This is a genomic window from Dyella sp. SYSU CM1112 (genome assembly GCF_058216415.1).
Window position 1 is genome coordinate 39163 of sequence record NZ_JBZEGI010000023.1, and the last position, 13052, is coordinate 52214.

Annotated in this window: 13 protein-coding genes; 5 read left to right on the forward strand and 8 right to left on the reverse strand. The window is 60.2% G+C overall.

Translation table 11 applies throughout. The features are described from left to right. Positions 1 to 177 precede the first annotated feature (177 nt). Entirely contained in the window at positions 178 to 1077 is a 900-nt protein-coding gene (locus tag AC4HNJ_RS20725; protein ID WP_490481512.1) for a 5'-nucleotidase, lipoprotein e(P4) family, read from the reverse strand. Between the two features lie 39 nt (positions 1078 to 1116). Between AC4HNJ_RS20725 and AC4HNJ_RS20730 the strand changes: the two genes are divergently transcribed. Further along, positions 1117 to 2193: an AI-2E family transporter gene (locus tag AC4HNJ_RS20730; RefSeq protein WP_490481513.1), complete on the forward strand. Its 1077-nt coding sequence runs from the start codon at positions 1117 to 1119 to the stop codon at positions 2191 to 2193. Positions 2194 to 2212: 19 nt separating this feature from the next. Here AC4HNJ_RS20730 and bluB read toward each other — a convergent pair whose 3' ends face one another. Further along, the gene (bluB, locus tag AC4HNJ_RS20735; RefSeq protein WP_490481514.1) at positions 2213 to 2908 is read right to left on the reverse strand and encodes a 5,6-dimethylbenzimidazole synthase; all 696 of its coding nucleotides are present in this window, start codon (positions 2906 to 2908) and stop codon (positions 2213 to 2215) included. An 8-nt stretch (positions 2909 to 2916) separates the two neighbouring features. Then, entirely contained in the window at positions 2917 to 4899 is a 1983-nt protein-coding gene (locus tag AC4HNJ_RS20740; RefSeq protein WP_490481515.1) for a UvrD-helicase domain-containing protein, read from the reverse strand. A 168-nt stretch (positions 4900 to 5067) separates the two neighbouring features. Between AC4HNJ_RS20740 and AC4HNJ_RS20745 the strand changes: the two genes are divergently transcribed. Then, positions 5068 to 5700, forward strand: a complete 633-nt coding sequence (locus AC4HNJ_RS20745) for a thymidine kinase (RefSeq protein ID WP_490481516.1) — start codon at positions 5068 to 5070, stop codon at positions 5698 to 5700. A gap of 48 nt (positions 5701 to 5748) precedes the next feature. After that, on the forward strand, positions 5749 to 6525 hold the full coding sequence (locus AC4HNJ_RS20750) for a hypothetical protein (protein WP_490481517.1): 777 nt from the start codon (positions 5749 to 5751) through the stop codon (positions 6523 to 6525). 131 nt (positions 6526 to 6656) lie between these two features. Here the strand turns inward: AC4HNJ_RS20750 and mutM are convergent, their stop codons facing one another. Genes mutM through AC4HNJ_RS20775 form a run of 5 tightly spaced genes read right to left on the reverse strand, consistent with a single transcriptional unit; the run spans position 6657 to position 10920 of the window. Then, positions 6657 to 7484 carry a bifunctional DNA-formamidopyrimidine glycosylase/DNA-(apurinic or apyrimidinic site) lyase gene (gene mutM / locus AC4HNJ_RS20755; protein WP_490481518.1) on the reverse strand — a complete coding sequence of 276 codons (828 nt, stop codon included), beginning with the start codon at positions 7482 to 7484 and terminating at the stop codon, positions 6657 to 6659. 1 nt (position 7485) lies between these two features. Beyond that, positions 7486 to 7980 (reverse strand): hypothetical protein, encoded by a 495-nt coding sequence (locus tag AC4HNJ_RS20760; RefSeq protein ID WP_490481519.1) that lies wholly within the window; start codon positions 7978 to 7980, stop codon positions 7486 to 7488. After that, a complete protein-coding gene (locus AC4HNJ_RS20765; RefSeq protein ID WP_490481520.1) occupies positions 7977 to 9302 on the reverse strand; it encodes a GldG family protein in 1326 nt (441 codons plus the stop codon). Before AC4HNJ_RS20765 ends, AC4HNJ_RS20760 begins: the two co-directional genes overlap by 4 nt. Further along, positions 9302 to 10087 (reverse strand): ABC transporter permease, encoded by a 786-nt coding sequence (locus AC4HNJ_RS20770; protein ID WP_490481521.1) that lies wholly within the window; start codon positions 10085 to 10087, stop codon positions 9302 to 9304. The genes AC4HNJ_RS20765 and AC4HNJ_RS20770 overlap by 1 nt, the downstream gene beginning before the upstream one ends. Beyond that, complete coding sequence (locus AC4HNJ_RS20775; RefSeq protein WP_490481522.1) at positions 10084 to 10920, reverse strand: ABC transporter ATP-binding protein; 837 nt, start codon at positions 10918 to 10920, stop codon at positions 10084 to 10086. The genes AC4HNJ_RS20770 and AC4HNJ_RS20775 overlap by 4 nt, the downstream gene beginning before the upstream one ends. Before the next feature lie 60 nt (positions 10921 to 10980). Between AC4HNJ_RS20775 and AC4HNJ_RS20780 the strand changes: the two genes are divergently transcribed. After that, positions 10981 to 12174: a DesA family fatty acid desaturase gene (locus AC4HNJ_RS20780; RefSeq protein ID WP_490481523.1), complete on the forward strand. Its 1194-nt coding sequence runs from the start codon at positions 10981 to 10983 to the stop codon at positions 12172 to 12174. A 125-nt stretch (positions 12175 to 12299) separates the two neighbouring features. After that, positions 12300 to 13052: transposase (locus AC4HNJ_RS20785; RefSeq protein WP_490481524.1), on the forward strand; the 753-nt coding region annotated here is incomplete at its 3' end.

Genomic DNA, 13052 nt, shown 5'->3' on the forward strand with positions numbered 1-13052 from the left:
GCCCAAAAGAAAACCCCGCGGACGGAAGGTCTCGCAGGGTCATGCCGGCAGAGCCGGAAGGGAAATGGCCGTGCCCGCAGAGATTTGGAGGTCAGCAGGATCCGGCAGGGGAGATGATACGACCCTGCCATATTTAAGGCAATACTTTAAGTTTATGCGCTTAAATGATTGATATTATTAGTTAATACGTAACGCCTGAATTTTTTCCAGGCGTCGCTGCTCGCGCGGAGCACTCCAATCATTATTAAACAGGGCTGGCTCCCATGATCCATAGGTCGGATTGGGTAAAACGAACCAGCGGGCGCCGATCCAGTGGCTGTAGGGTGTCATGGCCTGCGCACGTCCAGCTTCGGTATTGCTCAATACTGTGACGAAGTCCCCCAACTGGTCGCCGAACTGCATCAGGACGCGGTAATGCTGGCTGACCAGCTGACGACGGCAGCTCTTTTCGGTACCCACCTGGTCGCAGCCGCGCAGGATGGTTCCCAGGCCGAGGAAGGCATTCGGGCCGGAGACCGGCAAACCCACCTTGCGCAGATTGTCGATTGTCGCGGCATCCAGGTCTTGCGAGCGGTTGGAAATGTAGATCACGGCAATGCCGTGTTTCACTGCAAATTGCGTGAAGGCGACGGCGCCTGGCAGGGCGCGGGCACGTTCTTCTTTGCACCAGGCTGCCCAATCGGCTTCGTTGAATTCGCCACCGTGCCGGATGAGGCGTGCCTGATAGGGAGAGTTGTCGAGCACCGTTTCATCGATATCCAGAATGACTGCGGGTTTGAGACCTTTATAGGGCGCGATGCGATCCTCGGCGGGCAGTGCATCCCAGTTTTTGTCTTTCAACGCGGTAAGCAATTGTGATTGCGCACTGCGATAGGTCTCAAGGTAGATCAAATCGTGCTCAAGCGCCGTTTGCGTCCAGGCGACCGCATTGAGATTGTCGTCAGCGGGAACGGCGGGCTGGTGCGTCGTCGTTTGGCCGACCGTCGTCGGTGCGGCCACTGATGGCTGCGGCGCGTGGCTTGCGCAGCCGCAAAGCAAGAACATTGAGCCCACGATGACGGGCAGGGACTTGATCATGAATCACCCTGTGAAAAAAGCAAAAGGAGTGTGCAGAGGATGGCGCAAGTTTATGACAGACTTGTCCGCACCAGGTTTCCCCCACAGGACCTCAGCGTGCCCGCATCTTTTGAATCCACTCGCGGCATCCGCATAACCAGTTACGTCTTAAGCGCGTTTGCCCTGCTACTGGTGCTGTGCCTGCATCTACTTCCCGCATTGTTCGCTGGTTTGCTGGTGTACGAGCTGGTCCATGCAATGACTCCCTTGCTGGGTCGTCGTATCTCGGGCGAGCGGGCGCGCGTAGTGGTGGTGACGGTGCTAGGCGTCATCGTGGTGGGACTGCTCACCTTGCTGGTGATCGCGTTGATCAGTTTTTTCCGCAAGGAAGTCAGCGACCCGGAGCTCTTGTGGCAACAGCAACTGATGCCGCTGGTGGAGAAGGCGCGTCAGCAACTGCCTGGATCGCTCACGAGCTGGTTACCCGATAGTGTCGACGAACTGCGGGTGATGGCTTTGGATCTCACTCGCAAGCACGCCTTGAGCCTGCAGAACGCCGGCAAGGAAACGGCGCGGGTCTTGGCGCGCATCATCGTCGGGCTGGTGTTGGGTGCGCTGGTGGCGCTCAATCAGGAGCGTCCGCAGCATCAGATCGGGCCTCTCGCAGCGAGACTGGGGGAGCGCTGCCAGCATCTGGCGACCGCGTTCCATCACATCGTGTTTGCGCAAATCAAGATTTCACTGATCAATACCATCGCAACCGGCATTTTCCTGCTTGGCGCGCTACCGTTGTTTGGCGTGCATGTGCCGCTGGCAAAGACGCTGGTGATCGTTACCTTCCTGGCCGGCTTGTTGCCGGTGATCGGCAATCTCATCTCGAACACGGCAGTCACGATTGCGGGCCTGTCCGTGTCGGTGTGGGTGGCCGTTGCATCGCTCGGCTTTTTGATCGTGATTCACAAGCTGGAGTATTTTCTCAACGCGCGCATCATCGGTATCCGCATCCGTGCACGTGCGTGGGAGCTGCTGGTCGCCATGCTGGTGATGGAGGCGGCATTCGGTCTCGCCGGGTTGATCGCGGCGCCCGTTTACTATGCGTATCTCAAGAGCGAATTGGAGGCGAGGGCACTGATCTGACGGCCCAGGTCTTCAGGGATTACGAACGATTGATGGCTTCCAGCAACGCGTCGTTCTCCATGCGGCCTTCCCACGTGTCACCATGAAGCAACTGTTCCAATGGCAGGCGTGAACGCCATCCGGCGATTTCCAATTCCGGCTTGGGAAGAAACTCGCTGACATGGCCCAGGCACAGATATGCCACGGGATAAACATGCGATGGCAGTTTCAGCACGCCGGCTAGCTTGACGGGATCGACAATGCTGACCCAGCCAACGCCGATGCCTTCAGCGCGCGCGGCGAGCCACAAATTCTGCACTGCCAGGCAGGTGCTGAAGAGATCGGTCTCCAGCATCGTATTGCGGCCCAATACGTGCGGGCCGCCACGCTGGCGATCACAGGTGATGCAGAGATTGATCGGGCTGTCGACGATGCCTTCCAACTTCAGCCGGCGGTACTGTTCCGCGCGCTCGCCTGCATAACGGGTCGCTGCATCCGTATTGGCCTCCTCGTATAGGGCTTTCACCGCGTGTTTGACATCGATGCTCTCGATGACGATGAAGTCCCAAGGCTGCATGAAGCCGACGGAGGGTGCGTGATGCGCTGCCTGCAGCAATCGGGCCAGCACAGCCGGTGCGATCGGCTCGGGCAGGAACTGCGAGCGCACGTCACGGCGCTCGTGGATGGCGCGGTACAGTCCGGCACGCTGTTCGTCGGAAAAGCGGTGATCGTTCATGGTTGCTCTCAGTTGCCGGCCAATAGCGCCGCAATCTTCGCCATGTGCGATTCGGCGGTTTCGCGCACGGCTTGTTTATCGGCCTCGGGATCCTTGCCCTCCCAGTGCAGATCTTCCTGTGGCAATTCCTGCAGGAACCGGCTGGGCTGGTTGCTGTGCACTTCACCGTAGCGCTTGGTCTTGGACGACCAGGACAAGGTCAGACATTCCTTGGCACGCGTGATGCCCACATACATCAGGCGACGTTCTTCCTCGACGCGGCCTTCATCGATGGCACCATCGTGCGGTAACGTGCCTTCCTCGCAGCCAACGATGAAAACGAAGCGGAATTCCAGACCTTTTGCTGCATGCAGGGTCATCATGCGCAGCGCGTTGCCGGGTTCGTCACGATCGGCATGTGTGAGCAGCGCCAGTTGCGAGGCAAGATCACCAGCGCTGTTGCCGCCCTTCTGCATGGCGCGGAACCAGTCGGCCAGTTCGCGCAGGTTGCCAAGACGCCGTTCGCGCAGTGCCGCATCCTGGGTGCCCGTGGCGATGTGCGCCGCGTAGTTGGTGCGGGTCAGTAAGCGATCGACCAGATCCGCGGCGCTTTCGTGCAATGAAGCGCTGCGCAATTCATCCAGTAGCTCGGAAAACGATGCCAGTGCGGCAGCGGGCCGCGGACTGAGTTGGCGCAGCACGCCATCGCTGCGTGTGGCTTCAAGCAACGAACAGTGGCGCGATTGCGCCAGCTGTCCCAGTTTCTCAAGCGTGGTGGCGCCGATTTCACGCTTGGGTACGTTGACCACGCGCAGGAAGGCGGCGTCGTCACTGGGATTGGTGAGCAGGCGCAGGTAGCCGAGCAGATCCTTGACCTCCGCGCGATCCAGAAAAGACAGCGCACCGGTCAGGTGATACGGCACACGTGCCAGGCGCAGTGCTTTCTCCAGTGGACGTGCCTGGAAATTGCCGCGATAAAGAATCGCCATGTCATGCCAGCGCACTTTGTGCCGTTCGGCCAGCGTGGCAGCCATGCCAGCGATGCGTTCGGCCTCATGATCGGCCTCCTTGCATTCGATCACGCGGATGGGAGCGCCTTCGGGATGGTCGCTCCACAGCCGCTTGCTATGCACATGCGGGTTATTGGCAATCAGCTGATTGGCAGCACGCAGGATGCGTTTGCCACAGCGATAGTTCTGTTCCAGCTTGATCACGCGCAGGCTCGGCCAGTCTTTGCCGAGCTGATCGATGTTTTCAGGATTGGCGCCGCGCCAGGCGTAAATGGACTGGTCGTCATCGCCCACACAGGTGAAATGGCCACGCTCGCTCGCCAGGGCTTTCAGCAGGCGATATTGCGCGTCGTTGGTGTCCTGATATTCGTCTACCAGCAGATAGCGCAGGCGCTCGCGCCAGGTGTCACGGCATTCCTGATCGGATTCCAGAATGCGCAGGGGCAACCGGATCAAGTCATCGAAATCAACTGCATTGAAAGCGGCGAGGCGTTGCTGATACATCTGATAGATGGTCGCCGCGTCCAGTTCGCGCGGACTACGTGCGGCGGCTAGGGCTTCCTCCGGCGACAGTCCGCTGTTCTTGGCGCGGCTGAGCAGGTTGCGCAATCCGAACAACACATCCGGCTTGGCGCCTTTGGGGGCCAGTTCCTTGACGATGTTCTCGCTGTCATCAGCGTCCAGCACCGAGAAGCCGCGTCGAAGGCCGGCGCGCGCGTGTTCGATCTGCAGGAATTTCAGCCCTAGTGCATGGAACGTGCAAACGGTGAGCGCTTCGGCGTCTTCCGCGCTGACCAGTTTGCTGACGCGCTCCCGCATTTCACGCGCAGCCTTGTTGGTAAAGGTGATCGCGGCAATTTTGGAAGCCGCCAGCTTATGGCGCTGCACCAGATGCGCGATCTTCTGGGTGATGACGGAGGTTTTACCGGAGCCGGCGCCGGCGAGCACCAGCAGCGGGCTGTCGACGTGTTCGACGGCGGCCAGTTGTTGGGGATTGAGCATGGGAGGCTAACGGGCGGCGAGCGAGTGATGGTAGCAAAGAGTAAGCTCAGGGAACGGTGTGATGGAAAACATTTGCAGGGCCGCCCGGGCAGACAGCGTCGCAGGCGCCCTCTATTCATGCCCCACCCCCGGCTCTACCATGCCCCACTTGTTCCATCCGGCACGCCTATGGCCAAGCTCTACTTCTATTACTCGGCAATGAATGCCGGCAAGACCACCAATCTGCTGCAAAGCGCTTACAACTATTACGAGCGCGGTATGCGCACGTTGATCCTTACCCCGGCGCTAGACAATCGGTACGGCGATGGCATGGTGGCCTCACGCATCGGCTTGAAGTCGCAGGCCCAGCGTTTCACGGCGCAAAGTGATTTGCTTGCGCTCGTGCGTGCCGACATGGCGGCGCACGGTGACTTGCATTGCGTGTTCGTCGACGAGGCCCAGTTCCTGACCAAGACACAGGTATGGCAACTCACGGACGTGGTCGACCTGCTTAACATCCCCGTACTGGCTTATGGATTGCGCACGGACTTCCGTGGCGAATTGTTCGAAGGCAGTCGTTACCTGCTTGCGTGGGCTGATAGCTTGGAAGAGATCAAGACGATTTGCCATACCGGCCGCAAGGCCATCATGGTGGTGCGGGTGGATGAGCAAGGACGCGCGATCACCGAGGGGCCTCAGGTTGAGATTGGTGGCAATGAGCGCTATGTCTCGGTGAGCCGCGCCGAGTTCAAGAAAATCACACAGGGGCATGGCCGCATCGAACTGCAACAGCCGAACTTGCCGTTGGATGACAAGTCCTGATCGGGATCAGGCAACGACTGAAGCCATCGGGGCTATCAAGGAAAAAACATGAGCAATCCGGTCACCTATTTTCCCGCCTGGCAGCGTCCGCATTGGCAGCCTCGCGAGGAGGAAACCATTCTGCAGTTCTACGTGTTCGGTGATTTTCAGCCGACCCGGGTGCCATCCGTGCAGTACGGCAGCGACGGCTTGCCGGAAGAAGTGCAGTTGACCAGTCATCATCATCATGTGTTGCGTGACTGGGAGGGGTATCCGCTGAAGGGGCCGTTGGGCGAACTGTTCAAGAACGACGCGCCGCAAGCCTACGAGCAAGCCATGGCCGCGCCGCAGGTGCTGGTGTTGCACGGCAAGTTCAAGGATCAGCCCGATACAGGCTATCTGCGCGATACCTTCGGCGTGCTCGCTGGCTTGCTTGATATCGGGGGCGTGGCGATTCTCGATCCGCAGATCCTCACGTTGTTCAGTGCCGACGAGTGGCGCCATCGTTATCTGATCAAGGATGGCGCTCCTTTGCGGCACCATGCATTGATCTTGCGGGATGACGACGAAACGCCGGGACGGCAGTGGATTCACACACGCGGCCTGCGTAAGTTCGGTCGTCCCGATATCAGTCTGCGTAATGTGCCTGAAGGCGAGGTCGATCGCGCTGGGGCGTTGTGCCAGCAATTGATGGAGCTGGAAGCGCTGGGCGCACATTTCACCGATGGCCAGGTGTTGGAAGTCGATGGCATCTTTGGTGGCCTGGTCGCCGAACTGCGTGGCGGGTATGACGACCCGGAATTCAACAATACGTACGTTGCATTTCATTGGCCCGACGAAGAGTAATCGGCGGTTGTTTGCCGGATGGCCCTACTCAGCGCCTTGTTCGCTGTCGTTCCCGCGCAAGCGGGAATTTACGTCGAAACAGGCGTTGGCTGTGGCTGGTTGCGCAAGACAGATGCGGAAAAAAACATCAGCTATCGCTGGCAGCGCGGACACCAGAACGTCGAGCGCTGCCCGATAACCTGCTGCCGTATCGGCGTGCCGCATACCTTGCACGGTTCGTCTTCACGCCCATAGACGAATAGCTCCCGGAAGAAATAGCCCGGTGCACCATCCGGATTGAGAAAATCGCGCAGCGTGGTGCCGCCGCGTTCGATAGCCCAGGCCAGAATGCGCTTCACATCGCTTGCCAAGCGTTGGTAACGAGCACGAGAAATCGAGCCGGTCGGGCGGCGCGGGTCGATGCCGGCGGCAAATAGCGCTTCGCTCGCGTAGATGTTGCCCACGCCCACCACAATGGCGTTGTCCATCAGAAATAATTTGACGGCAGCCTTGCGCCCTCTCGATCGTCGCCACAACACATCGCCATCGAAGGCATCGGTCAATGGCTCGGGGCCAAGATCAGCGAGCAATTCGTGAGTCGTTCCTGCCGCTTGCCAAAGCAGGCAGCCAAAGCGCCGCGGATCAGTAAAGCGCAAGATACGTGGACGTTCGCCTTGCAAAGGTTCCAGCGCGATATCGACATGATCGTGCAAACCGGCTGCGGCATCGGGCGGCAACACGCGCAACACGCCAGTCATGCCCAGATGCAACAGCGCACTGCCGACATGAGTATGCAGTAGTAGATATTTGGCGCGCCGTTCGACGTCGTCGATGCGCTGTCCAGGTAGCAACGTGGAGATTTCCTGCGGAATCGGCCAGCGCAGATCGGCGCGCCGCAACGTCACGGCGGCGACGCGCCGACCGATCAGGTGTGGGGCGATACCTCGCCGCGTGGTTTCGACTTCGGGTAATTCAGGCATGTCATTGCATCTGGATGGATGCGCTCTGTGCGGAGCGGGGCATATAGCGAAGCGATACGATGCCAACCCGTTCGCCCGCTTGCACGTAGACATTCTGACCTACGGCGGTGGCTTCGCCGAAGCGCAAGGTTTGGCCGTCCAATTCCAGTTTGGCCTGGGGCGGTGCAAGTCCGATCTTGGCCAGGTCGTAGCTGCCGGCCGGCTGCCAGCTCTGGACGGGAGCCGCGGCAATGCGCGTCAATTCGCCCAGGCGCAAATCATCGGCGTGCGAAGGGTTGGTTTGCTCGACGCGCCACCAATGCTGGCCGCGCTTCACGTAGTGTTCGGAGGGTGCGTTGCCCATCTGCAGCGTGATACGCGTAATGGCATCGGGCTTGAGCGGCAGAAGAGTGCCGGGTGCGGCACGGTCATCGCTGCGCCATTGCCATCCGGCAGCAGCGATCAGCAGTGCGACGGCCAGCAACAGCCATAGTTGGCTACGCGTGGCTCGTTTCATGCGCGCCGGCGCCGCCACGCAATGATGCTGGCAATGATCAACAAACCTATCGGCATGATGACGATGAACAGAAGAGTGAGCACGTTCAGTTCACCTTGCGATACGTGGAGCACACGATCAGGGGCGCCGCGCGAAGGCATGTCGATGAGTTCATCGTCACCCAGCAGCCAATCGAAAATGCGCTCGCCGAGCGCGCGGTTGCCGCCGTTGCCAAGATAGCTATTGGAGAGGAAATCCCCGTTGCCGATCACCACCACGCGCTGCTCGCTCTTGGCAGGGCTGGGCGAAAGGCGGCTGAGTGCGAAACCGAAATCGAGAGGGCCTTTCTGAGGGACGCTCGCGCTGCCGTCCAGCGATTGTGTGGTGGATTGCGGGCTGGAGCGCAAGAACGGCTCAATATGCCATTCGTCTTTTTGCGCTTCCGCCAGCGGGGCGACTTCAGGGAATAGCGTGGTGAGTGTGAAGCCGCGTGTGATCGCACTGCGCGGATAATCGCCGAGCACGATCATGCGTGGATCTTTCAATCCAAGTGCGGAGGAAGAGGCGTCGACCAGTTCGCCGGGTAGCACGCGGATGCCGAGTGCCTCGGCGAGCGGCTGCAGGCTGGGATCGAGATTGCCGGGATCGGCAAGCCACAACAGATTGCCGCCATTGCCGAGGTAATTGATCAATGCTTTTGTTGCGCCCGGGGAAAGCGGTGCCTGCGGTCCGGCCAGCACGACCAGGTCGGTCTGATCAGGCACACCTGTGGTCTGCGAGAAATTCAGGGGCACTGCGCGCATCCCGCTTTGCTCGAGTTGCGTGACGAACATGCCGAGGTCTGCATTCGCCACGCCATCCGCGCGTCGTTCACCGTCACCGGTGACGAAGGCAACGATGCGGTCGTTGCCTCGTACCAGGCGTTCCAGCGCATCGGTGAGGCTGCGTTCGGTCAAGGTATCCAGGCGTTGTTCGCGATCCCGATAGTGAAGGATCAATTCGCCATCCACAGTGATGCCCAGCTGGCGCATTGCCGCTGGATCTTTTTGCGGATCCACGAAACGAAGGCGCAAGTCAGGCTTGGCTTGCTGGTAACGCTGCAACACGGCCGCAATGGTTTGCCGTAGATCACCCTGTGGGCTGGCGTAACTGATGATGTCGACGGGATCTTTCAGCTTCGCCAGCACCGCTCGTGTTTGCGGCGACATGCTCACGCGGCTGTTGTATGTCCAATCGGAGATGTGGTCGTGACGTACGGTGAGATAAGCGATCGCACCGGCACCCAGCAACACCAGCAGCGCAAACAACCAGCCATTGAGGCGGTTCGTGATCCTTGTCGTCATCAGCCGCGTTCCTTGTCCGCAGCCAATCGCCGCGCACCCAGGGCCAAGGCAACAACGATGACGAGCAGAAACCAGACCAGGTCGGCGCTGGAGACGAGGCCGCGCAGTAAGGTCTCCTGATGCGTGCTCATGGCCAGCCAATTGAGAAAGCCATAGTTGATGCCGGCCAGTTGTGCGCCCAGGTTGATGCAGTTCAGCGCCAGGCCGACCATCAAGGCGGCAATGGCCGCGACCGCCGGATGAGAAGCGAATGCCGAACAGGCGACGCCTATTGCACCAAGCACTGCCAGTCCCAGAAACGTGCCTAGCGTAGCGGCAGCGAGCTTGCCCCAATCGAGCGTCGCCCCGTGGGCGAGGCTCACTGGAATGGCCAGCGCCAACAGCAACCAAAGCGTCAGCCAGATCAATATCGCCAGATATTTACCAAGCAGGATGCGCCAGGCGGAAAGACCGGCCGCAAAGAACAGGGGCAACGTGCCGGCGCTGCGTTCGCTGGCCAGCGTGGACATGGTCAGCAAGGGAACCACCAGCAACGCTAGCTCGATCACGCCGAAGGGTAATGGACTGCCGGTGATGAGGCTGCTGTACATCCGCACGGCCACTAGATCGGTATAGCCCGGCCCGTCCGGCAACGCGGCAAGTTTCACTTGGTTGAGCAAGAAGATCTGCAGCAACAGTGCGAAACGCCAACCGAGTTCCGCAAGGGCGAGTGCGGCGATGATCCAGCCAAGAGGGCGTACAAACAGGCGGCGTAGTTCGAGCCGCGTCACAGCAAGCAAGGTCATGCGGCTCGGGCCATGGCGATGTCGAAAAAGATTTTTTCCAGCGCGGTGTGCTGGTCTGCCGGAAGCGGTGCGTCGTAGCGCAAGCGTCCTTCATGCAGGATGGCGACGCGGTCGCACACGGCGGTGACCTCGGCAAGCTGGTGCGTGGAAAGAATGATGGCCGTGCCATTGGCGGCCAATTCGCGCAGCAGGGTGCGCAGCGCTGTCACTTGCACGGGATCGAGGGCGTTAGCAGGTTCATCCAGTACCAGCAGGGCAGGACGATGGAGCAGGGCGCAGGCCAGGCCGAGACGTTGGCGCTGGCCCTGCGACAAAACGCCTGCCAGCCGTCGGCTCAGGTCTTTCAAATCCAGGCGTTCAAGGACTTCGTTGCCGGCCTGCTGCAGCCTTGCGCCAGAAATGCCGCGCAGATGGCCGTGTGCGTCAAGATGTTCACGTACGGTCAGTTCCGGCCAAAAGGGGGCACCTTCAGGCAGCCACCCAAGGGCGTGTCGGGCCAGTTCCGGCTGCTCCAGGAAGTCCTGGCCTTGCAGCCGGATCGAACCCTGGTCCGGCCGGAGCGCCCCAGCGATCATCGCCAGGGTCGTGGATTTGCCGGCTCCATTAACCCCCAGCAGCCCCAGGACCTGGCCAGATGCAAGGCTCAGAGACAGGTTGCAGACGGCTGCCCGGCCGGCACGGCGCCGGGTGACTTCTTTAAGTTGCAATACGGGAGGTGAAGCAGGTTTAGGCGCGTTCATTGCATGATTGTCGGGGTGACCCCATTCGCCATACAACCGGTGGTCGTCACGAAGTATGGGGTTAACCGGGGTCATAATGCCCCAGGACTCCATGCTGGTGGGTACGGACGCTGTCGACTAGACTGCTTTTCAATATCCTAGGATCTTTCTCAGATGTTCGATGCTGTATTGCATTTCCTCTCCAACGGTGTGAGTAGTGCCGGGTGGGTGGCGATCCTTGTCTACCTGCTGGTAGTCACGCAGATCACCATTTTTACCGTGACCTTGTACCTGCATCGTTGCCAGACTCACCGCGGCGTCGATTTGCATCCGTCGATCTCGCATTTTTTCCGCTTCTGGGGCTGGCTCACCACGGGCATGGTCACCAAGGAATGGGTGGCGGTGCATCGCAAACACCACGCCAAGGTAGAGACCGAGGAAGATCCGCACAGTCCGCAGATTTACGGCATCAAGAAGGTGTTCTGGGATGGCGTTTCGCTGTACCGCGACGCCAGCTATATCAAAGAAGATCTGGAGAAATACGGTCGCGGCACGCCGGACGACTGGATCGAGCACAAGGTTTACAGCGCTCATCCGTATTGGGGCCCGGCCCTCATGCTGATCATCAACTTCACCCTGTTCGGCGTGATCGGCCTGGCAGTGTGGGCGGTGCAGATGGCTTGGATTCCGTTCTGGGCTGCGGGTTTCGTCAACGGCATTGGGCACTGGTGGGGCTATCGCAATTTTGAAAGCTCCGATACTGCGACCAACCTGATCCCGTGGGGTTTCTGGATCGGCGGTGAAGAGTTGCACAACAATCACCACGCCTTCCCTAGCTCGGCCAAGTTCGCGCTGCGCAAGTGGGAGTTCGATATCGGCTGGGCCATGATCTGTCTGCTGCGCGGTGTGGGGCTGGCTAAGGTGCTGCGCGTCGCGCCAACGCTCGACATCCGCCCCAATGTGCATCTGCCGGATGCTGAAACCCTCAAGGCTGTGCTGACCCACCGCTTCCAGGCGATGACCGATTACTACCGCAATGTGATCGTGCCGACGCTGGCGGATGAAGCGCAGCATGCCGGTGAAAGCATCAAAGCCGTGCCGCGCCGCATGCGCCGCGCCTTTGCTGATGGTGGTCGCTGGCTCGATGGTGAAGGTCGCGATCGTATGCAGGCCGTGCTGGCCAAGCGTCCCAACCTCAGCGTCGTATGTGATTTCCGCAATCGCTTGGCCGAACTGATGGAACAGCGTGGTGCCGATCAGGCGCTCAGGGGGCTGCAGCAATGGATCACCGAAGCAGAGCAGAGCGGTATCCGTGCGCTGCAGGACTTCGCACAGCGGTTGAAAGGGTATGCAGTGGTAGCTGGCTAAGCTTTGTTATCCAAGTGTCAAAAAAAAGCCCGCCTTTCCAGGCTGTGTCAAAACTCATCTGACACATAGACGCTGAAGCGGTCGCAAGCAAGAATGCCCTCGCAGACCCCGAGGGCATTTTATTTATGGGCCATATCACCGGCGAAGGTCGCGGTCAGAGCGCATTGTTTGCGTTGAGTCTGGACGATCTTCTGCCGGGCGATCACGCCTGCCGGTTGATCGATGCGTTCGTGTCGAGTCTGGATCTTCAGGGGCTGGGTTTTGCCCGAAGCAAACCGGCCGCAACGGGACGCCCGGGCTACGACCCGGGCGACTTGCTGCGCCTTTATTTGTACGGTTATCTGCAACAGATCCGTTCGTCGCGGCGGTTGGAGACCGAGTGCAGCCGGAACATTGAGCTGATGTGGCTGCTGGGGCGGCTTGTGCCTGACCATAAGGTGATCGCGGAGTTTCGCCGTTTGCACGGCCAAGCCGTGGCGGTGGCCGGTGCAGCGCTCATCCAGTGGGCCAAGGCCCAGGCGCTGCTACAGGGTAGCAGGGTCGCCATCGATGGCTCGAAGTTCCGCGCTGTGAGCAGCAAGCGCAGCGTGGCCGCGCGCGAGGCCTGGGCTCGATACCTGGGCGAGCTGGACATGGCCGATGCCGCCGAAGGTCCTGCACCCAAGCCTCATCCGGAGCCGGAGGCCCGCTTCATGCGCAGCCCCACCGAGGGCAAGATCCCTGCTTACAACGTGCAAACGGCGGTGGAAGTCACCACCGGCCTGATCGTGGCGCACGAGGTCACCACCGCAGGGGGCGACAATCGCCAACTGCTGCCCATGGCGATCAAGGCCCGAGAGGTGCTGGGCGCTTCGACGTTGCACGTCGTCGCCGACGCG

Excerpts from the sequence above, each read along its gene's own strand:
- AC4HNJ_RS20740 (WP_490481515.1), bottom strand. The coding sequence starts at position 4,899 with ATGCTCAATCCCCAACAACTGGCCGCCGTCGAACACGTCGACAGCCCG.
- AC4HNJ_RS20765 (WP_490481520.1), bottom strand. The coding sequence starts at position 9,302 with ATGACGACAAGGATCACGAACCGCCTCAATGGCTGGTTGTTTGCGCTG.
- AC4HNJ_RS20770 (WP_490481521.1), bottom strand. The coding sequence starts at position 10,087 with ATGACCTTGCTTGCTGTGACGCGGCTCGAACTACGCCGCCTGTTTGTA.
- AC4HNJ_RS20780 (WP_490481523.1), top strand. The coding sequence starts at position 10,981 with ATGTTCGATGCTGTATTGCATTTCCTCTCCAACGGTGTGAGTAGTGCC.
- bluB (WP_490481514.1), bottom strand. The coding sequence starts at position 2,908 with ATGAACGATCACCGCTTTTCCGACGAACAGCGTGCCGGACTGTACCGC.
- AC4HNJ_RS20760 (WP_490481519.1), bottom strand. The coding sequence starts at position 7,980 with ATGAAACGAGCCACGCGTAGCCAACTATGGCTGTTGCTGGCCGTCGCA.
- AC4HNJ_RS20745 (WP_490481516.1), top strand. The coding sequence starts at position 5,068 with ATGGCCAAGCTCTACTTCTATTACTCGGCAATGAATGCCGGCAAGACC.
- AC4HNJ_RS20750 (WP_490481517.1), top strand. The coding sequence starts at position 5,749 with ATGAGCAATCCGGTCACCTATTTTCCCGCCTGGCAGCGTCCGCATTGG.
- AC4HNJ_RS20775 (WP_490481522.1), bottom strand. The coding sequence starts at position 10,920 with ATGGAGTCCTGGGGCATTATGACCCCGGTTAACCCCATACTTCGTGAC.
- mutM (WP_490481518.1), bottom strand. The coding sequence starts at position 7,484 with ATGCCTGAATTACCCGAAGTCGAAACCACGCGGCGAGGTATCGCCCCA.
- AC4HNJ_RS20725 (WP_490481512.1), bottom strand. The coding sequence starts at position 1,077 with ATGATCAAGTCCCTGCCCGTCATCGTGGGCTCAATGTTCTTGCTTTGC.
- AC4HNJ_RS20730 (WP_490481513.1), top strand. The coding sequence starts at position 1,117 with ATGGCGCAAGTTTATGACAGACTTGTCCGCACCAGGTTTCCCCCACAG.